The following is a 22270-nucleotide window of genomic DNA, read 5'->3' as shown; positions in this document are numbered from 1 at the left end:
TATGTGGCAAGGACTTTTTTCAGGCTTTTTATGGGCCTCGGATACAGTACTAATTAATACTGTGTTTATGAATGATGTGACGTTGGCAGTCTTACCTCTAATTCTGGCTGGTATTCATGATTTAATTAGTGTATTTGTGATTACTGTGATAGCAGGGATGTCCAGGAATATTCATAAGGTAATAAGAGATATTCGTTCAAAGGGTGCAAAGTTTATAGGGATGGCCGCATTATTAGGCGGTCCTATTGGATTGTCAGCCTATATATTGGCCATTTATTTTTTAGGGCCCTTCTTAGTATGTGTTATTACTTCATTATATCCAGCAATTGGGTCTATATTAGCGCATATTTTCTTAGGAGAACGACGAAAAGTGTATCAATGGATAGCATTAGCTATTTCTATTGGTGCTGTTATTCTATTGGGTATTACTTATGATAGTGTGATACAGAATATTTGGTTAGGATTAGTTGCGGCTATTATTTGTGCAGTTGCTTGGGGATCTGAAGCGGTTATTTGTTCTTGGACCTTAGGAAAGTATGAATTAGATGATACTAGTGCTTTGTGGATTCGCCAAGCATCTTCTACGGTAACTAGTGCTATTATCATGATAGCTCTTATTATAGGAGGTTTCTCTGTAGCAGGAGTAAGTGACTTAGTGTTAGATAAAATGAGTTGGTTGTGGATAGCAGCAACATGTGGTGCTTTATCATATATGTTTTACTATAAATCAATCAATCGGATTGGTGCTAGTCGTGCTATGGCAGTGAATAGCAGCTACAGTGGATTTGCTATTTTGATTAATATGTTAGTTTGGGGAGTTGTACCAACCTATCAAGAATTGTTATTAGGAATATTAATTGTAGGCGGAGGCATTATATCTGCATATGATTACAAGAAATGAGTTTCATGGGCTATTAGAAAAAAATCAATATGAATTCTTGAAAGAACACCGAGTCGATAATGCTGTGATTATGGCAGCAGGTCTTTCAAAACGATTGGCACCAGTGAGTGCCTATTGCCCCAAAGGACTTACTCTTGTAAAAGGAGAAGTATTGATTGAGCGACAAATTCGGCAATTACAAGAAGCTGGCATTACAGATATATATGTTGTTGTAGGTTATAAAAAAGAGTTGTTTTACTATTTGCAAGATAAGTATAATGTAAAAATTGTAGAAAATAATCAATATAATAGTAAAGATAATCCGCAATCTTTATATTTAGTAAAAGATATTTTGAGAAATACGTATATTTGCTCTGTAGATAATTATTATCCTAAAAGTCTTTTTAATTCACACGAGTATAGAGGATACTATTCTTCTGTTCATGTGAAAGGCGAAACAAATGAATGGTGTATAGCAAGTAATGAGGAAGGTCGCATTACAGATGTATCTATTGGTGGGCATGATGCGGATATTATGTTAGGCCATGTGTATTTTGATAAAACCTTCAGTGAGCAATTTGTTACACTATTGGAACAGTTGGATGATAGTAGTGATTATTGGCATCATGTGTGGGAGTATTTATATATTCATCACATGGATACATTAGGTTTAGAAATACGAAAGTTTGATGCGCAAGAAATATTAGAATTTGACTCAGTGGATGAGGCAGTAGCATTTGACAATGAATTTTTACAACATAATAGTGAAGAAAAATGTTTAGGAAGACAGAGCGAGTAATCGCTCTGTTTTTTGTGTATTAGTGTCAAATGTAGAACTCTCTTTTAAAGTTAGGTCATTATTTTTACAAGAAAAAACTTAACATCGTCCATGTATAACCTATAGTTGAATACAAAGTTCAAACTTGATACAATAAAAGATAAATAAAAAGCCTATCACGTAAGGTGATAGTCTTTGTCATATGTGGATCGGTAAGAGGAAGTTTATGAATACAGTTAGTGTGCTAATTTTAACGAGAAATGAAGAACAGAATATTAAAGATTGTATAGAAAGTTGCCAACCTTTTGCGGATGAAGTTATCGTTATTGATGATGGTAGTGAAGATAATACGGTATCTATTGCAGAATCATTAGGAGCAAAAGTGTTGCATCGATCGCTGAATGGTGACTGGGGAGCGCAACAGACATATGCAGTAGAACAGGCGAATAGCTACTGGATATTTTTTATTGATGCAGATGAACGATGCAGCCCTGAATTATGTAAAGAAATTCGATTAGCTATACAAGGAGAGGAGTTTGTGTACTGGATAGAACGGCATAATCGCTTTCATCATAATGTAGCTACTCACGGAGTATTGCGACCAGACTACGTATGCCGCTTGATGCCCAAAGCTGGGACATATGTAGAAGGATATGTGCATCAGGCTGTTATTACACCTTATGAAAGAAAAAATTTAGAATCACCTATGTACCATTATACTTATGATAATTGGGATCAATATTTTAATAAATTAAACAAATATACAACGTTATCGGCAGAAAAATATAAAAAGGCAAATAAATCGGTATCTTTTTTGAAAGATATTGTATTTCGACCATTTTGGGCATTTCTTAAAATGTATCTTTTACAAGGTGGCATTTTAGATGGAAAAATGGGGTGGGTCTTGTCCGTGAACCATTATTTTTATACTATGACAAAGTATGTGAAGTTGTATTATTTATATAAATCCAATGGTAAGTTGTAATTAAGCGTTATACGATTACGGTAAGGAGTTTCCATGCGAGTTGCCATATTAGAAAGTATTATCATGCCAGCAGGACATGAAGTAGAATTTGATAGAATTCTTGTGAATGAAATGAAACGGCAAGGACATGAACCTATGTTTTTTGTGCCGGAAAAATTCCCTTTTAAAGTTGATTATGGAGTGCCTGTTCATGAGTTACAAGGTGGCGAAGTTGTCACGTATGCAGGAGCTACTTGGTATCAAAAACTGTGGCGATCCGTACAACGTGAAAAACGGCGGGTAGATTGGTTTAACAGTGTGTATGAATTAGTAAAACAAGGGCTTTGTGATGCCATAATTATTCCTACAGCCACCTATCGGTATATCAAATCTTTGCTGAGAAGTGAATTGAAAAATTCACCAGTTCCTGTACATATTATATTTCATGGCATCAATCCTAAGGAGCAGCCTAAGTTTGAAAAACGGGCTAAACGAATACAAGCGTATAAGAATGTTCATTTGCATGTCATTACATTACGAAATGATTTTGCTAATAGTGGGTTGACCAATGTTCAATTAGTAGCTCCACCTGTATTTAAACCAGTATATAATGAAAGTAATATTGTAAAGGATAAAGAAGAACCACTACGAATTGGCTTTTTTGGACAATTCCGCAAAGAAAAAAATCTAGAGTCATTTATACAAGCCTTTATGCATGCAAAGTTTTCAGTGCCTGTTGAATTAGTCGTACAAGGTGCAACCGCAAAACCTGAGGATACAGCATTATTTGGCTCACTTATAGAGAAGTATAAACATACTCCCAATATTGTATTTAGACATGAAAATCTAATTGGCAAAGATTGGGAGGACGCTTTGTTATCTGTAGATGCTATTGCAATGCCGTATGCAGCAGAGCGATATAGATACCATTGGGGAGCGATGCTATTTACAGCTATTGGATATAATAAACCTGTATTAGTATCTCCAGAATTAAATCCAGAAGTATTAGATCAATTTCCAATTGGATGTGTGATACAGTCGTTGGAAGAATCGGATATTATTCGTGCTATGCAGGAGTTAGTAGATTTATTAAGCACAAGAAAAGCACAAACTAAAGTGGCATTGGAACAGGCTAATAAGGCATATAGCCATGAGGCGCTAATTCGAACTATTTTGGATAGAAGATAAGGAAAAGACAAAAGAAAAGAAAGAGGCAAACAAAGAAGCAGAGAGATAAATTTATGGTCGGTGTGGTCTTTAGACTACACCGGTTTTTTTTAATTTTAAAGTTATAATTACTCATAAAATGCGCTATAATAATATATAAAAAATCCATATATATGAAGTAAAGGGGCGTAATAATGAAATTTAATTACAATGGTTTGTGGAAATTATTGATAGACAATAATATGAAAAAGAAAGACATAATTGATAGGACAGGTATTTCACCAACAACAGTAGCAAAGATGACTAAAGGAGAAGCTGTTTCCCTTTCTATTTTGGGTAAAATTTGCAAGGAATTAAATTCAGATATAGGAGACTTAATTTGTCTTGACAAAGAGAGATAGGTGATATGATGCTAGAAGATGTAAAACATAATAAATTCAATGCACTTACCCCTGAAGTGCTAGAAGAAAACGAGCAAATATATACAGAAGCACTAGATTATGCTTTTAGCAATAGCAGTATAAAAAATATTGCTATTACCGGCATATATGGTGCTGGAAAAAGTACAGTATGGAATACTTATGTTCATGAAAAGGAATTAAGAAATATAATTACAGTTTCTTTGGGTAAATATAAAAATAACATTAAAGATGATGATAGACTAAAAGAAGCATCTTCGACGAATACTTTAAATTCACGGGCTGATGGTGCTAAAAATAAGTGTAGTAATGAAAATCAAAAAGCAGAGGATATAGGCGATGACAATAGGGTAGAAAGACAACTCATCAATCAAATATTATCTCAGATAGAATCAAAGAAAATACCACTTAGTAAATATGGTTTTAAATCAAATAAAAGCATCTTTAGTATATGCCTGCAATCATTGGCGTTTCTTTCAATAATTTGCTCAATACTACTTTGGATAATAAGAGATAATTTTATATCGTTTGTTAATGAGGTGTATAAAAATTTTAATGGTATATCTTTGATGTTTTTATGTGCCTTGTTGTTATTTGTACCATTGTTTTATTATCTGTATATATTCAATAGAGGGAACAAATTTAAAATTTCTAAAATAACATTCAAAGGTGCTGAAGCAAATATTAATGACAATAATAGTGATGAGTCAGTATTAGATAGAGATATTAAGGAGTTGGTTTACTTATTGAGAAGTTCTGATTCAAAGATTGTTGTTTTTGAAGATTTAGATAGATATGATAATGCATCCATTTACACAAAGTTGAGAGAGCTGAATTTTCTGTTAAACAAATATGTAAAAGTAAACGATGAAAGGGAAACCCCGATAAGATTTATATATATGCTTAAGGACAGTTTATTTTACTCTAAAAATAGAACTAAATTCTTCGATTTTATTTTACCTATAGTCCCTGTGGTAGATTCAAAAACATCAGAAAATGAACTTATTGAACTTTTGAAAGAAGTAGAGAATGCCCCTGATAGAAGTTTATTGGCTGATATTTCTTTATATGTAGATGATATGAGGCTTCTAAAAAATATAGTTAATGAATATATTGTGTACTCTAAAATTATACCAATAGGAAAGATTGAATTGGAGAGTAATAAATTATTTGCACTTATTACTTTAAAAAATATATTCCCAAATGAGTTTGATCTTTTGCAGGAAGATAAAGGATTTATAAGAGCAATATTTGATGAATTGGAGTCTAATAGGAAAAAAATTGTTAGTTATTTTAAGCAGGATCTAGAGAAAATCGATGATAATATTAAATTTATAAATAGCAGGATTGCGAATGATAAGTTTGAAGCAATGGCGTTGATGATCTCGACAGATGTAGGACCATCTGATAATCAATATAAAACAATGTCGCAGTTTCTAAAAGATTGGAGTCAAAACCCTGATATTAGTTTTAACATTAAGTATCCAAGCGGTACTGAATGGATTACTTACAAGGGTTTTTTGAATAAGTATGTTTTAACTGATGATGAAAAAAAGGTATTAGTTGCAAAATTACCAGAAGATTTTTCTATTGAAATGAATAAACTTAATTTAGATAGAGAAAAAATAAAAAAGCAGATTAAAGACATTGAAATATATAACTATAAAGAGCTTATATCTAAAATGAACACTGAACAAAGGGATAAGTTATTTTCAATTGGTGGATTTGATATTGTAGAAAGTCATTATTTTTCTCTAGTTAGATTTTTAATTGTAGACGGATTATTGGATGAAACATACTGGTACTATAAGGGCAATTTTAATGTAGATACATCAAATATATTAAAGAAAAATGACATGATCTATATGAAAGGATTAAAAGAAGGTAAAGCTCTAGATATTTTCTTGGATGTCGAAACGCCTAATGAGATAATAAGTAGATTAAAACTATCTGATTTTCGTCGTTTCAATGTATTGAATCAGAAAGTGTTAAAGACTTGTTTAGAGCAAAAACAAACTGAAAAAGTATTAGCTATTATTGATTCAGTTGATATAAATGACAAGTATATGGATTTGTTAAAAATTTTAGACGAGTTTGACTTAGATATAATAAGAATTTATTCTAATATTTTGTTGAAAAATAATGTGGATGGGCTTGTTAGAACTTTGGAGTTTTGTGAAGATGAAAATATTGATACTTTTAAGAACATACTGATTTCAGTTTTAATAAATGAAACTATAGATTTAGCTAACTTAGTTGAATTTAAGGAATATATAGAACAAAATGAGAATATAATATCTTTAATACCTGAAGAAGAGTTTAATGTTTTTATCGATAATATTCGTTCTGCGGGCATCGAGTTTGAAGATGTGTCAGAAGCAAATTGTGATAAAGTGAGATTGGCGGGGGTTGAGCAGGTTCATGCATATAAGCTAAATGTTAGAAATTTATTGTTTATAACTGAAGTAATATTAGAAAAGACTATAAACTATGGTAGTTTATTAAGTGAGATTTATAATTCTACTCAGTTATCATCAAGCAAAGAGTATATTGAGGATAATTTTTCGATCGTTATATCCGATTATATAGATGAAAACAAGAGTGAAAAAAACTATACTAACAGTGAGGAGATACTGTTAAGAATTCTTAATTCTGATATTTCTGATGAATATAAATTAGAGTATGTAGAGAAGAATGAAACAGTAATTTCAAAGTTAACTGATCTACATGATAACTCTATAACGAATAGAATACTTAATTGTTTATTACGAAAAAATAAAGTTAAGTTCTGCTCAGATAATATAGCTTCATGTTGGAATATGATTGAAGAATCTATTGATGATTTCGTTGAATATCTAAATGACAACTTGGATGAAGATAATAATGAAGATATATTAAAAAATAATATTTCTATTTGTAATACCCTTATAAATAGTTCGTTTGTAAGTGATAAGATTTTTGCATTCATTATAAAATATGCGGATGAACCAATAAGTAATGTCAATCATGAACTAACACAAAATAGAGTTAATATTTTAGTTCACCAGAGATTAATTGAAGTGACAGAAAAGAATATTGAGACATTATGGAATAACTCATATTATGCCGAATTGATTTCGCTGGCAAATTATAATGATGATGTAGCACAGGAACTTGTTATAAATACACTTCTAAAATATGAGCTTTCTTATGAGTTGATATATGGTTTAGTTAATAGTGATATTGCAGATGAAAATTCTATGAAGCTTATAGATTCAATAAAAGATAGTGTCTTAGTTGAAAAGATACATCCAACTAAAAAAACTATTATGGAATATATTATAAAGAGAGATTTATCTTCGGTAAATATTAACTACATATGTAAATCCTTTAAGATGTTTGAGTTAAAAGATGAGTTTATAAAGTCATTAGATGATAAAGACAAATTGGAGGATTTGGAAGATGAAAATCTCAATGAAGTTTTTATGCAATATGTACTAAGCTCACCAGATATCAAATTAAGCACCAAAGTATCTTTGGTTTTAACTAAGATTAAAAATAGATTGAGTGTTAATGTTCTGAAAAGTTATATATCCTCTGTAAATGAAATCTCAGAGTTATCTAATGTTTGGGAGAATAAACAGCCTTTGCTGGATAATTTTTATAAGGATAAAGTGGGGCAGGAATTAATAAAATTTGGCTATGTTAAACTACGTAATAATAAAGATCATCCTAGAATCATGCTTTCTAGGATACAAAAATAAAGATAGATGACTATTTGCTGTAAATAGTTTGCAAGGAGATGCCTATCTCTCCATCTTCTTACCCATGTAAATTCCATAATTCTTTCGTATTTGATAAAGCTCATCCATAGTAGATTTTGTAGAAGGGGCTGTAACAAAATGTCCCACAAATAAAATAGAGGAAAGTTGAAAAAACATCAACTTTCCTCTATTTTTATATTTTTACCAAGCAAAAGGGTCCCGAAGGACCCTTTTCTTTTTATCCAAAAGGATAATATAAAGTTAGTTTTGGGGTTCATAGCCCAATTTGTACGTTTATTATACATTGCCGATTGAGGATGGTCAATCTTTTTAGCACATACAGCAAATTGATATATTTAAATTATGCAACTAGATATAGTGATGGTGAAGTATTAATATGAAATAAAGGAAAGATTATAGTGTATAGTTGTAATTAGTAGATTTTGTAGAAAAAATAATTTTTGAAATAAAATATATCGTTTTTTACAAAGTTGTTGTATGTTATTGATAGATTTGATATAGTATAAGATAAGGAGGGGATGTTATGCAAGCAGCTATGTACATATCATCTATAACCATTCAAAACATAAAGAATGTCACTTATGGGCATGTAGATTTATCGAGCAGTAAGCATGTTACGGGAGCCAATATTATGGGCATATATGGTCAAAATGGATCCGGTAAAACTGTATTTATTGAAGCCATACATATTTTAAAATGTTTATTATTGGGGCAAAAGATTCCAGAAGAGTATAATAACTGGATTTCTGTTGATGAAGAAAAAGGGGCACTTTCGTTTGAAATTGTTTGTTCTAATGGGGATGAAATAACAACTATTTTCTATGATGTAGCCTTAAAACGAGGGATAGTTACGACTACTGATCCTAATACTAATGAGGATACAGAAAGACTTATTATGACTGTCGAATCGGAATCGATACAGTATAAAAAAACTGGTCAAGAAGCAGTGAGAAAAACTGTTATTATGAATACTGCAAGCTCTGCTAATGAAGTTATTATGCCTAAACAACGACTATCTGTTTTATTCTCAAATTATGAAGATATTCATCTAGAGTTGTTAGTTCAAAAACATATTTCTGTAATGGAGGCCAGGTCATTTCTATTTTCAAAGTTTTTTAAGGATAAATTAACCTTGAGAAGTAATAATGAGTCTAGAACGTCTGAGTATGAAGATCTTTTGAAGCCATATGAGATGGTAATACAATTTGCTCAAAACAGTTTATTTGTTGTAAAGACTTCTCATAGTGCATTACATGGCTTGAATATCTTGCCATTGGAGATGCATTATAAGGATAGTAAAACTAATGCGGTAGGAACGATTACATTACCATTACATGACTCTTTGCTTTTGCCTGCAGTTCTTGTTGAACATATTGAATTTGTCATAGAAAAAATGAATATTGTTTTAACAAAAATAATTCCAGATCTAAAAATAGGTTTAGAGGTTTTATCAACTGAAGCAACAGATGATGGTGAAATAGGAAAACGTATTTTCTTAGTGTCCTATAAACCCAATAAGATGATTCCTTTACGAAATGAGTCTGAAGGGATTCGTAAAATTATCTCTATTTTAAGCTTATTAATTGCAGTTTATAATAATAGAAATATTGTTGTAGCTATTGATGAACTGGATGCAGGGATTTTTGAGTATTTATTAGGAGAGTTGTTAAAAATATTATCTGATCGTGGAAAGGGACAGTTGATATTTACATCTCATAATTTACGACCATTAGAAACTTTACATAAAAGTTGCATAGTTGTTACTACGACGAACCCTGAGAATCGATATATTCGATTAACTAATGTAAAGAGTACGAATAATTTGCGAAGTTTCTACTATAGAGATATTATTTTAGGGGAACAAAAAGAAGAGGTGTATCACGCAACAGATAATGAGGAAATTGCTTACGCATTGGGGAGTGCTGGGAGGCAATAATGGCTAAGAAAAAAGTAGTTATGATATTATTAGAGGGACCTTCAGATGCAACGGCACTAGGGAAATATTTTAAAGACTTTTTTTCTAGTGATAGAGTTGTTACAAAAATATTACACACAGATATCACGTCACAAAACGGTGTATATCCAGATACTATTAAAGCAAAAGTTGGCTGTAAAATTAACGATGAATTACACCGGTTAAAATTAAAAAAATCGGATTTGATGAGGGTGATTCATGTAGTTGATTTAGATGGAGCATTTATTCCTGATACAGCTATAAAATTAGATGGAACAACAGATACATTCATTTATGAGGATGACGGAATACGCTATAAAGATGTGAATACTGTTGTTAGTAGAAATATTCAGAAAAAACAGAATATAGAGACCTTATATAAAAATACAAGCGGTATATGCGGTGGGGTTATCTATCATGTATATTATATGTCATGTAATCTTGAGCATGTATTACATAATCTCCGACAAGTAGCAGCAGAGGATAAAGAGAGATTAGCTTATGAGTTTGCAGCAAGATACGAAGAAGATTTACCGGGCTTTTTAAGGTATATGAGAGAGTCTGAATTTTCTGTTTGTTCAAACTATTTGGGATCGTGGGAGTTTATTACAAAAGATTTACGGTCTTTGCAACGATATACAAATATAGGATTATGTTTTAATAACTTGCACCAACCCCTCTATTCTTGTAAAATAGAGTTATAACAACTTATATAATACAAGAAATTTTAGGAGGAATTGATTATGGCAGTGAAGATTGGTATTAATGGCTTTGGTCGTATTGGTAAATGCGTCATGCGCGCGGCTCTTAACAATCCAGAGGTGGAAGTGGTAGCCATTAATGATACTGGTGATATTGAAGGTTCCGCTTTACTGTTTAAACATGACTCAATTCATGGCAACTTAAGCTGTGACGTGTCTGTAGAAGGCGAATATTTAGTAGTAGATGGCAAAAAAACACGTGTATTCTGTGACCGTGATCCAGCAAAATTAGACTGGTCCTCCGAAGGGGTAGAAGTGGTTATCGAATGTACAGGTGTGTTCCGTTCTCGTGAAAAAGCAGCAGCTCATTTAGGAGGCACTGTTAAAAAAGTAATCATTTCTGCACCAGGTAAAGATGAAGATAAAACAATCGTTATGGGTGTCAATGAAAGTGAATATGATCCAGCTACGCATCATGTAGTATCTAACGCAAGTTGTACTACAAACTGTTTAGCTCCATTTGCAAAAGTATTGCATCAAGAATTTGGTATCAAACGTGGTATGATGACAACAGTGCACTCTTACACAAATGACCAACGTGTATTGGATGCACCACATAAAGACTTACGCCGTGCTCGTGCAGCCGCGATGTCCATTATTCCTACTACAACAGGTGCAGCAAAAGCAGTGGCATTAGTATTACCTGAATTAAAAGGTAAATTAAATGGCTTTGCTCTTCGTGTACCTACTCCAAATGTGTCTGTAACAGACTTAGTAGTAGAACTTGAAAAAGAAGCAACTAAAGAAAGCATTAATGCGGCATTCCGTAAAGCAGCTGAAGGTGAGTTAAAAGGTATTCTTGGCGTATCTGATTTGCCATTAGTATCCAAAGACTTCAATGGTGATGCTCGTAGCTCTATCGTAGATGCAGACTTGACAATGGTGATGGAAGGCAATATGGCAAAAGTAGTAGCTTGGTATGACAATGAGTGGGGCTATTCCTCTCGTATTGTTGACCTAGCTGTGTACATGAGCAAACGAGGCTTATAATCTGCCGGGGACTACGAGGGTAGTCCCTTTTTGGCATGTTTATTGTATATACATAGGAGATAGTATGAAACTTTCACTAGCAAATATGAATGTAGCAAATAAAACTGTATTTGTACGAGTTGATTTTAATGTACCTTTGAAAGACGGTGTTATCACTGATGACACTCGTATCCGTGCCACATTACCTACCTTGCGTCATTTGATTGACCAAGGTGCCAAGGTAGTGATTGCCTCTCATTTAGGTCGCCCTAAAGGAGAGCGTAAACCAGAGTTTACCTTAGCTCCTTGTGCCAAACGATTGAGTGAATTATTAGAACAACCAGTTCGTTTTGTAGAAGATTGCATTGGTGACATCCCTGCACAAGCCGTAAGTGAAATGAAGTCCGGTGATGTGGTGGTATTAGAAAATCTTCGTTTCTACAAAGAAGAAGAAAAAAATGATCCTACTTTTGCCAAAGCCTTAGCGGATTTAGCAGAAGTAGGCGTGAATGATGCCTTCGGCGTATCTCATCGTGCCCATGCCTCTGTGGAAGGAATTACGAAATACTTACCAATGGGAGCTGGTTTCTTGTTAGAAAAAGAAATTCGCTATGTGGGTGGTGCTGTAGAGCATCCTGAACATCCATTTGCAGCTATCATCGGTGGCGCCAAAGTAAGCGACAAAATTGAAGTCATTTCTAACTTATTACCAAAAGTAGAAGTGTTGATCATCGGCGGTGGCATGGCGAATACTTTCGTAGCGGCCCAAGGTCATAATGTGGGTACTTCCTTAGTGGAAGCTGACAAATTTGATCTAGCTCGTGAATTAATCGCTCGTGCAAAAGAAACTAACACTAACCTATTATTACCAGTAGACTTCGTTGTAGCCGATGCTTTCAGTGAAACGGCGAATCACAAAGTAGTAGATGCGACGGCTATCGAAGAGGGCTGGATGGCCTTAGACATTGGGCCAAAGAGCCGTGAGCTATTCGCAGAGGCTTTGGCACCGATGAAAATGATCGTTTGGAATGGTCCTATGGGCGTATTTGAAATGGAAGTGTTCGCAGGTGGTACCAATGCGGTAGCGAAAGCGGTGGCAGAGGCGAATGCAACTACAATTGTAGGCGGTGGCGATTCTGTAGCGGCTATTGAAAAAAGTGGATTAAGTCATAAAATTTCTCATATTTCCACTGGTGGCGGCGCCTCCTTAGAGTACTTAGAAGGCAAAGTATTACCAGGTATTGCAGCCTTACAAGAGGCATAGGAGGTTATCATGCGACAACCGATCATTGCTGGGAACTGGAAAATGCATATGACGAATACGGAAGCCACAGTATTCGTAGAACAATTGAAAACATTAGTGGCGGATGCTAGTTGTGAAGTGGTGGTATGCCCTCCGTTTACAGCCATTAGCACTGTAGCTGATTTAGCGGAAGACACCAAGGTTCGTGTAGGGGCGCAAAATGTGTTCCACGAAGAATCTGGTGCCTATACAGGGGAAGTATCTCCTTCGATGTTGACGGACTTAGGCGTGTCCTACGTAATTGTGGGGCACTCTGAACGACGTTCTATCTTTAAAGAAGCAGATCGTTGTGTGAATAAGCGTGTACGCATTGTTTTACAACATGGCATGAGCCCTATCCTGTGCGTAGGTGAAAGTTTAAATCAACGTGAAAGTGGAGAAACAGTGGCGTTCATTCATTCCCAATTAGAAATGGGATTGCATGGAGTGCCTGCAGAAGAAATGACAGAAGTGGTGATTGCCTACGAACCGATTTGGGCCATTGGCACAGGTCGCACAGCCACAGCGGAACAAGCTGGAGAAGTATGCCAAAGTATTCGTGAGAAAATCGCCGCTATGTATACGCCGGACATTGCAGAACAAGTGCGCATTCTATACGGTGGCAGTGTAAAACCGGAGAATGCGAAAGATATTTTAGCCCAAGCCCACGTGGATGGTGCTTTGGTGGGCGGTGCTTCCTTGGAAGCAGAGACTTTTACGGGAATTATTAATGCCTGTTGACATAGTTTTGAGGTAGTGTATGGCAAAATTAAAAGGACCAGTGATGCTAACAATCCTTGATGGATTCGGTATTGGGGATGGTCAAGACCCAACCAATGCGGTGGTACAAGCGAACCCCCGAACATTTTTAGAATTATGGGATAAGTGCCCTCACACTTTATTGGATGCATCTGGTATGGCTGTAGGTTTGCCAGATGGACAGATGGGAAACTCTGAAGTGGGTCATTTGAATATTGGTGCTGGACGTATTGTGTACCAAGAATTGACGCGCATTACGAAAGAGGCAGAGGAAGGAACCTTGTTTACTCGTCCTACCTTGGTGAAAGCCTATGAAGAAGGGGCTAAACAAGCCTTGCATCTAGTGGGTTTGTTGTCGGATGGCGGTGTCCACTCGCATATTGATCATTTGAAGGCATTACTTCGTGGCGCTAAAGAGGCTGGTGTAGGAAAAGTGTATATCCACGCCTTCTTGGATGGTCGTGATGTACCTCCACAAAGTGCGTTGGCCTATATTGATGATATTGCTCATTACTGCAACGAGTTGGGTCTAGGATCGATTGCGACAATAGGTGGTCGTTATTACGGTATGGACCGTGATCAACGATGGGAACGAGTACAACTGGCGTATAATGCCATAGTATGTGGTAGTGGCACAGAAGTAGGTTGTGCCCATGAAGCGGTAGAACACAGTTATGCTGATGAAACGACAGATGAATTTGTCATTCCATCGGTGGTGGAAGGGTATACAGGTATGCAGGATGGAGATGCGATCTTATTCTTTAACTTCCGTCCTGATCGGGCTCGTCAATTAGTGCGTGCTGTGGTAGATCCTGATTTCAGTGGATTTGAACGAAAACATGTATTGCAAGGTTCCTATGTGGCGAGTATGACTCGGTACGAAGCGGACTTACCAGTGCCTGTGGTGTATGATAAAGAACTGCTAACAGATACCTTAGGAGAAGTGTTATCCAAGGGTGGTTATCGTCAACTGCGCATTGCAGAAACAGAGAAATATGCTCATGTGACGTATTTCTTCAATGGTGGTAAGGAAGATGTATTCCCTGGGGAAGATAGAATTTTAGTGCCTTCTCCGAAGGTGGCTACCTATGATTTGCAACCAGAGATGAGTGCTCCAGAGGTAACAGAAAAGGTTGTATCCGCCATTCGCAGTGGCGAGTATGATATGATTATTTTGAACTATGCGAACCCAGATATGGTAGGCCATACGGGTGATTTTGAAGCAGCAAAACGAGCTATTTTAGCTGTAGATGCGGGGCTTTCAGAGATTGTGAAAGCCATTCAAGATAGGAATGGTCAATTATTAATTACAGCGGACCATGGAAATTCTGAGGTCATGGTGGACCATACCACAGAAATTCCGCACACGGCGCATACGACGAATCCGGTGCCACTCATTTTAGTGGGAGCCCCAGAGGGTGTCACCTTGCGACCGGGTCGTCTATGTGATTTAGCACCAACTATGTTGGCTTTAGGCGGTATTGAGCAGCCTGAAGCTATGAGTGGTGAAAGTTTGTTAGTACAATAAATAAGGAGAAGTAACAATGGCAGTAATTACTGATGTATACGCAAGAGAGATTATGGATTCCCGTGGCAATCCAACAGTAGAAGTAGAAGTATATTTAGAAGACGGTACGATTGGTCGTGCAGCGGTTCCATCTGGAGCGTCTACTGGTCAATTTGAAGCGGTGGAATTGCGCGATAGCGAGTCTCCTCGTTACTTAGGTAAAGGTGTATTACAAGCGGTGGCAAACGTAAATGACATCATTGGACCTGCTATTTTAGGGTTTGATGCATCTGAGCAAGTGGCTATCGATGGAGTGATGATCGAGTTAGATGGTACGCCAAATAAAGCAAAATTAGGTGCTAATGCGATCTTAGGTGTTTCCATGGCAGTAGCTCGTGCAGCGGCTGAGTCCTATGATTTACCATTGTTCCAATACCTTGGTGGCACGAATGCAAAAGAATTGCCAGTGCCAATGATGAATATTTTAAATGGTGGGGCTCATGCAGATAATAACGTGGATATCCAAGAGTTCATGATTATGCCAATTGGTGCATCTAGCTTTATGGAAGCATTGCGTTATTGTGCAGAAATATACCATACATTGAAAGGTGTATTGAAAGCAAAAGGCTTGGCCACAGGTGTAGGTGATGAAGGGGGCTTTGCTCCGAACTTAGGTTCCAATGAAGAAGCATTACAAGTGATTACAGAAGCTATTGAAAAAGCAGGTCTTGTAGTGGGTAAAGATATTGTATTTGCTATTGATGCAGCATCTTCTGAGTTCTACAAAGATGGCAAGTACCACTTAGCTGGTGAAGGCAAAGTGAAAACTGCTGCTGAAATGGTAGAATACTACGCAGAACTTTGTGAAAAATATCCAATTTACTCCATTGAAGATGGCTTGGCAGAAGAAGATTGGGAAGGCTGGAAATTATTGACGGAGCGCCTTGGCAAAACTGTTCAATTAGTGGGTGACGATTTATTCGTAACGAACACAGAACGCTTGTCCCGTGGTATCAAAGAAGATACAGCGAATGCAATCTTGATCAAAGTGAACCAAATCGGTACGTTGACAGAAACATTCGATGCTATTGAAATGGCAAAACGTGCAGGCTATACAGCTGTTATCTCTCACCGTTCTGGTGAAACAGAAGATTCCACAATTGCTGATATCGCTGTAGCAGTAAACGCTGGACAAATCAAAACTGGTGCCCCAGCTCGTTCCGAACGCGTAGCGAAATACAATCAATTACTTCGTATTGAAGATATGTTGGCAGAAACGGCTCAATACCGTGGTAGCGATGTGTTCTATAACATCAAACGATAAGAATATGTGAAAATAAAAAAGGACCTTGCGGGGTCCTTTTTGTATAAAACCTATATGTATTTTCCGTATACTGCGGGAAGTTCCTGTAGAAACAAGCTATAATTATTCTCCCAATAAAGTAGCGAAAAATTCTTTAGCAGAACGTCCATGACCGTTGTTTGTTTCTTCGACTCCACGAGATAAAATATCTTCTAATTCTGAAGGGCTAAAGTCAGATGTACTAAGAGGTGGTGTATTTAACTTTAGATCAAAAGGTAGTCCTTTATGTAGGATAATTTGTCGATAAAATAAATCAATAGCGACAGCGCGACTTAGTCCAAGGTCTTCTAAAATAGATTCAGCATGTTGTTTTATATTTTCATTAATTCGGACATTAACGCTAGCAGATTTCATGAGGGTCTCCTTTCTGGTTACTATGTTAAGTAAATTATAAACTGTTGTATTGCATTATGCAACATAAAATAATATATGGAATATAAATTGACTAGGTAGTAGTTTGTGATATAATATAAATAAGAAAAGGTGAGCCATCAACGTGCGTTCGGCGTTAGGCTCATCTAGGAGTTAATAAAGCTTGATGACACCTAACGTGTTGAGGAGTGGTAGTCCTCATGCGTTAGGTATTTTCATTGTCTACTTACATAGATCAATGATAGCACTCACCTTGTTTTATACAAGGTGTTTATTTTTTTGTATAAAATCCATGAAAGACGATATATATAATCTATGATATAATAGAAAAGATTGATGCTGAATGCATTCTATAGAATTTTAAGTAAAGGTGAAAGGATTAGGAAAGGAGGAGTAGGGTGTACAACAATTTTGAAGTGATTGGGGCATTTGCATTGTATTTAGGCCTCATGATGTACATCGGGGTATATTATTACCGCAAGTCTAATAGCTTAGACGACTATATTTTAGGAGGTCGCCAGCTAGGCCCCTGGATCACGTCCATGAGTGCGGAAGCATCAGATATGAGTGGATGGATGTTGATGGGTTTACCTGGATTTGCCTACTCAACAGGGATATCGGCCTTATGGATTGCCATTGGTTTAGCTTTGGGAACGTGGCTGAACTGGGTGTTCGTATCGAAACGATTGCGCAATTATACAGAGGTAGCGAATAATAGTTTGACTATACCGGATTATTTGAAAAACCGTTTTCATGATACATCAAGAATTGTGCCGGTGGTGTCTGCTATCTTCATCGTTATTTTCTTTTTAATTTACACGTCCTCCGGATTTGTGGCAGGTGGTAAATTATTTAATACTATCTTTGGACTAGATTATATGACATCCCTCTTTATTACAGCAGGGGTAGTTATTTTCTACACGTTCCTAGGTGGTTTTCTAGCCGTAAGTTGGACAGACTGTATCCAAGGTATGATGATGTTTTTCGCCATCTTATTGGTGCCGGTGACGGCAGCCATGTATTTAGGTGGTCCTGTAGAAACATCTCAATTAATTGCTACGGAGTTCCCAGCAGGCTTGTCTATTTGGGGATCGGAACAAGATACTTTCACCTTGGTGGTAGGTATCATTTCTAGCCTAGGATGGGGGCTTGGTTACTTTGGTCAACCTCACATCTTAGTGCGTTTCATGGCGATTTCCGATGCGAAAGAATTAAAAAAAGCTACGAATATTGCCATGATTTGGGTGGTTATTTCCTTGTTGGCGGCAGTGGCAGTAGGTCTTGTTGGTAAAGTATATTTAACAACACCTCTAGTAGATGCTGATGCAGAAACAGTATTCCTTGTGATGAGCGAGCATTTATTTAATCCATTTGTGGCAGGCTTAATTTGGTCCGCTGTATTGGCAGCAATCATGAGTACAGCCTCTGCACAATTATTGGTGACTGCATCTTCTGTATCTCAAGATTTGTACCGCAATGTGTTTGCCCGTGATGCAGGAGACCGTGAACTAGTTATGGTTAGCCGTGCTACGGTATTGATCGTATCTGCTATTGCCATCGTGATGGCGGTGAATCCACAAAGCTATATCTTGACGATGGTGGCCTATGCATGGGCAGGATTTGGCGCTGCCTTTGGTCCAGCTATCTTAATCTCGTTGACTTGGAAACGTATGACTCTGAAAGGTTGTATCGCTGGTATCTTAGTAGGGGGCATTACCGTTCTTGTGTGGAAACAATTCGGTTGGTTCGGCTTGTATGAAATCGTACCAGGTTTCATCTTATCTGCCATTGCTATCTTTGTAGTAAGTTTGTTGGATCATGAGCCAAGCAAAGAAATCCAAGCGGAGTTCGATGCATCAGAACAAATGCATATTTTATAATTACATACACATAGTAAACGAAATGTTGGGGCTACTCCTTTGGGGTAGTGCCAACATTTTTTTGTAGAAGATGTGTAGATTATGGAAAGGATAGTGTAGTTCTAGTGCAAACGGTTTATACTGGCCTATAAAAATGGTATAATATATAGATACGATTCGATAAATGTACAGTTAGAAAGGAGGAAAGACATATGGATGCTAGAGCCCTACGAGCATTGCAACATTTTTATGGATATTCCAGTTTTCGCCCTGCTCAAGAGGTACCTGTTACAGCTTTGTTAGAGAACCAAGATGTGCTAGGGATTATGCCTACTGGGGCAGGTAAATCGATTTGCTTTCAGGTTCCTGCTATGCTAAAGGCGGGTATTACCATTGTATTTTCTCCGTTGATTTCCTTGATGCAAGATCAGGTGGATACCTTGAAAGAGCAAGGTATGCCAGCGGCGTATATGAATAGCACCCTCAGTCGAGAAGAGCAGAATAAAATTTTGTACTATTTACGGGAAGGGCGCATTAAATTATTATACTTGGCGCCAGAAAAATTAGCATCTGAAGGGTTTTGTGAGTTTCTAAGAGGACTACCGATTAGCCAAGTCATCATTGATGAAGCCCATTGTGTTTCACAATGGGGGCATGATTTTAGGCCTTCTTTCACGGCCATAGGACCTTTTATTAAGAGCTTGCCCCATAGACCTGTGGTAGGGGCTTTCACAGCCAGTGCTACGGAAGAAGTAGAACGTGATATAAAACAACTCTTAGGATTGGAGAATGCCCGTGTGCATATTACGGGATTTGATCGTCCTAACTTGGCGTTTTCTGTGATCCACGAAAGTAAGCGTATGGAATATGTACGAGATTATGTGCTACACAACCCAAATGATGTGGGGATTGTCTATTGTGCCACTAGGGCGAATGTGGAAAAGGTATATCGTGAGCTTTTACGGTACGGTGTGAAAGTAGGTTACTACCATGGTGGTTTATCTGATGAAGAGCGTAAGTACCAACAGAATCGTTACGCCTTTGATGAAGTACAAGTTATGGTAGCTACCAATGCATTTGGAATGGGCATCGATAAAAGTAATGTGCGCTATGTAATCCATTACCAAATGCCACGAAATATGGAAAGTTATTACCAAGAGGCAGGCCGTGCTGGACGAGATGGAGCACCGGCAGATTGTATTTTGCTATATAATGGGCAAGATGTGGCAGTGCATCAATATATTCTAAGTCAAAGTGACTTGCCACCAGAACGACAACGGATTGAGCGGAATATGCTACAAGCCATGATCGATTATTGTCATACACCTATGTGTCTACGTAAATTCATGTTGTCTTATTTTGGTGAACAAGTGCCTTGGGATCAATGTCATCATTGCAGTACTTGTGATGAACCACGAGTGGCGGTGGATGTAACAGCCGAGGCGAGCGCAGTATTGCAGACGATTTGGAATACAGAAGAACGATATGGAGTGACCATGATTGCGGATATCCTATGTGGGAATCGGACGGAGCGTATTGAGAGGTTTCGCTTACACCGATTATCCGTATTTGGCAAATTAAATCGTTGGGCAGATAAAGATGTAAAAGGCTTTATTAAGCGCTTAATGGCGATGGGGTATGTGACGTCTTCGGGAGGGCAATATCCTATTTTATCCGTTACGGAACAAGGTCATGAAGTATTAGCGGGACGAGTCACTGTGAAAGATGTGCCTATAGATGTAGGGGAACATCGTCCTATGCAGGGCCGTTCTAAATCAAATGCTTCAGGGCTAGCAAAAGCCACTAAGAATAACTCCTTATTTGAGGCTCTGCGTGTGCATCGTTTGGAACTTTCAAAAACAGAAGGGGTAAAACCGTTCATGATTTTTTCAGACGCTACTTTATTGGATATGGTAGCAAAAGAACCATTGACCTTAGGAGATATGGCGAATGTGAAAGGCGTAGGAGATATGAAGCTGCGCAAATATGGCAATGAATTTTTGAAGGTCATTGCCGGGTTTAAGGGCAACATATAGCGATAGAGGGACAACTTGATATTTATCTAAATGTAGATATACAAATACATTTAGACACAGATATTGATACAAATACAGATATATATACAGATATACAAAATATATGCTGATACAATTTAGCGTAGTTTCGTATACAAGGAGGCATAGATGAGTTTAGCAGATACGCAATATTTACAGATTATAGAAAATATATTAGATCATGGGTATTATGCCAACAATCGTACAGGCATTGCGACCTATAAATTACCGCATCAAGTGATGCAATTCAATTTAGCAGAAGAATTTCCTATTTTAACTACGAAATTTGTGGCTTTCAAAACGGCCATTAAAGAATTGCTTTGGATTTGGCAATTGCAATCTAATGATGTACGCCAATTACAGGCCATGAATGTAAAAGTTTGGGATGAATGGATGCGTGAAGATGGTACGATTGGTAAGGCCTATGGATACCAAATTGCCAAATATAAACAATTAGATAATTTATTGGATATGCTACAAAAGGACCCTCAAAGTCGTCGTATGATTGTGACCTTGTGGAATATTGAGGACTTGCCAGATATGGCGTTGCAACCATGTGCCTATGAAACATTATGGGATGTCACAGATGGTCGTTTAAATTGTATGCTCATCCAACGCAGTGGGGATATGGGATTAGGAGTACCTTTTAATACGGCTCAATATGCAGCATTGGTTCATATGATTGCTCAAGTATCTGGATTGCAGGCAGGACAATTCACGCATGTTATCAATAATGCTCATATTTATGAGAACCATGTAGAAGCTTTACGTACTCAATTAGAACGTAAACATGAAGCTTTAGAGGCTCCGGTGTTACGATTAAACCGAGAGATCAAAAATTTCTATGATTTTACGCCAGAAGATATAACTCTAGAAGGCTATGAGCATTTAGGGAAACTATCTATGACAGTAGCTGTATAAGGAGTTATCTATGTTAGCAATGATTGTAGCAGTAGCTGAGAATGGCGTTATAGGTAAGGATAATCAACTGATTTGGCGCATTCCAGAAGATTTAGCATATTTTAAACAGCGCACTACTGGGCATGTCATCATAATGGGGCGAAAGACATTGGAGTCTTTACCGTTTTTGTTACCTAATCGTGAACATTGGGTGATTACGTCGCAATTGGATTACATACCACCTTATGAAGGAGTGAAAGTATTCCATAGTCCAGAGGAAGCGGTACAAGCAGCACAAGACCTAGAGATAGCGTATTGCATTGGCGGCGCCCAGGTGTATGCAAGCATGGCGCCTTATGCAGATCGTTTGTATGTGACCGAGTTACAGAGAGCTTTCACAGGGGATGTGACATTTACTGAGCATACCAAGCCAGAATGGATGGAGATAGAGCGTATACCCGGCGCTGGGCAAGAGTATTTGTCCTATGATTTTGTAACCTATGAAAGGCGGAAATAGA

The 22270-nt window shown here is 37.0% G+C and carries 18 protein-coding genes; 17 read left to right on the top strand and 1 reads right to left on the bottom strand.

Annotation, left to right across the window (positions count from 1 at the left end):
* Position 1: 1 nt before the first annotated feature.
* The 13 genes from EO113_RS07300 to eno all read left to right on the top strand — a co-directional run bounded on the left by EO113_RS07300 (position 2) and on the right by eno (position 16528).
* Entirely contained in the window at positions 2-901 is a 900-nt protein-coding gene (locus EO113_RS07300; RefSeq protein ID WP_127135948.1) for a DMT family transporter, read from the top strand.
* On the top strand, positions 885-1679 hold the full coding sequence (locus tag EO113_RS07295; protein WP_127135947.1) for an NTP transferase domain-containing protein: 795 nt from the start codon (positions 885-887) through the stop codon (positions 1677-1679). Before EO113_RS07300 ends, EO113_RS07295 begins: the two co-directional genes overlap by 17 nt.
* Before the next feature lie 205 nt (positions 1680-1884).
* The gene (locus tag EO113_RS07290; protein WP_127135946.1) at positions 1885-2643 is read left to right on the top strand and encodes a glycosyltransferase family 2 protein; all 759 of its coding nucleotides are present in this window, start codon (positions 1885-1887) and stop codon (positions 2641-2643) included.
* A gap of 33 nt (positions 2644-2676) precedes the next feature.
* A complete protein-coding gene (locus EO113_RS07285; RefSeq protein ID WP_127135945.1) occupies positions 2677-3810 on the top strand; it encodes a glycosyltransferase in 1134 nt (377 codons plus the stop codon).
* A gap of 173 nt (positions 3811-3983) precedes the next feature.
* Positions 3984-4190, top strand: a complete 207-nt coding sequence (locus EO113_RS07280) for a helix-turn-helix transcriptional regulator (RefSeq protein WP_127135944.1) — start codon at positions 3984-3986, stop codon at positions 4188-4190.
* 5 nt (positions 4191-4195) lie between these two features.
* A complete protein-coding gene (locus tag EO113_RS07275) occupies positions 4196-7951 on the top strand; it encodes a hypothetical protein (protein WP_240633678.1) in 3756 nt (1251 codons plus the stop codon).
* Between the two features lie 544 nt (positions 7952-8495).
* Positions 8496-9908, top strand: coding sequence for an AAA family ATPase (locus EO113_RS07270; protein ID WP_127135943.1), 1413 nt, complete (start codon positions 8496-8498; stop codon positions 9906-9908).
* On the top strand, positions 9908-10630 hold the full coding sequence (locus tag EO113_RS07265) for a hypothetical protein (RefSeq protein WP_127135942.1): 723 nt from the start codon (positions 9908-9910) through the stop codon (positions 10628-10630). Before EO113_RS07270 ends, EO113_RS07265 begins: the two co-directional genes overlap by 1 nt.
* A gap of 39 nt (positions 10631-10669) precedes the next feature.
* On the top strand, positions 10670-11677 hold the full coding sequence (gene gap / locus EO113_RS07260) for a type I glyceraldehyde-3-phosphate dehydrogenase (RefSeq protein WP_127135941.1): 1008 nt from the start codon (positions 10670-10672) through the stop codon (positions 11675-11677).
* A gap of 64 nt (positions 11678-11741) precedes the next feature.
* The gene (pgk, locus tag EO113_RS07255; RefSeq protein ID WP_127135940.1) at positions 11742-12920 is read left to right on the top strand and encodes a phosphoglycerate kinase; all 1179 of its coding nucleotides are present in this window, start codon (positions 11742-11744) and stop codon (positions 12918-12920) included.
* A 6-nt stretch (positions 12921-12926) separates the two neighbouring features.
* Positions 12927-13679, top strand: a complete 753-nt coding sequence (tpiA, locus tag EO113_RS07250; RefSeq protein ID WP_231723409.1) for a triose-phosphate isomerase — start codon at positions 12927-12929, stop codon at positions 13677-13679.
* A 19-nt stretch (positions 13680-13698) separates the two neighbouring features.
* The gene (gene gpmI, locus EO113_RS07245) at positions 13699-15225 is read left to right on the top strand and encodes a 2,3-bisphosphoglycerate-independent phosphoglycerate mutase (RefSeq protein ID WP_127135939.1); all 1527 of its coding nucleotides are present in this window, start codon (positions 13699-13701) and stop codon (positions 15223-15225) included.
* Positions 15226-15241: 16 nt separating this feature from the next.
* Positions 15242-16528: a phosphopyruvate hydratase gene (gene eno / locus EO113_RS07240; RefSeq protein WP_127135938.1), complete on the top strand. Its 1287-nt coding sequence runs from the start codon at positions 15242-15244 to the stop codon at positions 16526-16528.
* A 102-nt stretch (positions 16529-16630) separates the two neighbouring features.
* Here the strand turns inward: eno and EO113_RS07235 are convergent, their stop codons facing one another.
* Positions 16631-16921 (bottom strand): type II toxin-antitoxin system RelB/DinJ family antitoxin, encoded by a 291-nt coding sequence (locus tag EO113_RS07235; RefSeq protein ID WP_127135937.1) that lies wholly within the window; start codon positions 16919-16921, stop codon positions 16631-16633.
* A 467-nt stretch (positions 16922-17388) separates the two neighbouring features.
* Between EO113_RS07235 and putP the strand changes: the two genes are divergently transcribed.
* The 4 genes from putP (at position 17389) to EO113_RS07215 (ending at position 22269) form a co-directional block, all read left to right on the top strand.
* Entirely contained in the window at positions 17389-18819 is a 1431-nt protein-coding gene (gene putP / locus EO113_RS07230; RefSeq protein WP_240633683.1) for a sodium/proline symporter PutP, read from the top strand.
* Positions 18820-19010: 191 nt separating this feature from the next.
* Positions 19011-20834, top strand: coding sequence for a DNA helicase RecQ (recQ, locus tag EO113_RS07225; protein WP_127135935.1), 1824 nt, complete (start codon positions 19011-19013; stop codon positions 20832-20834).
* A 147-nt stretch (positions 20835-20981) separates the two neighbouring features.
* Positions 20982-21773, top strand: coding sequence for a thymidylate synthase (locus EO113_RS07220; RefSeq protein WP_127135934.1), 792 nt, complete (start codon positions 20982-20984; stop codon positions 21771-21773).
* Positions 21774-21783: 10 nt separating this feature from the next.
* Positions 21784-22269: a dihydrofolate reductase gene (locus tag EO113_RS07215; RefSeq protein ID WP_127135933.1), complete on the top strand. Its 486-nt coding sequence runs from the start codon at positions 21784-21786 to the stop codon at positions 22267-22269.
* The last annotated feature ends 1 nt before the right edge of the window (position 22270 follow it).

The sequence above is a fragment of the Veillonella sp. 3913 genome (assembly GCF_003992235.1).
Lineage (GTDB): Bacteria > Bacillota > Negativicutes > Veillonellales > Veillonellaceae > F0422.
Note: the sequence above shows the minus strand (reverse complement) of the source record. Positions and strands in the feature narration are given on the sequence as shown.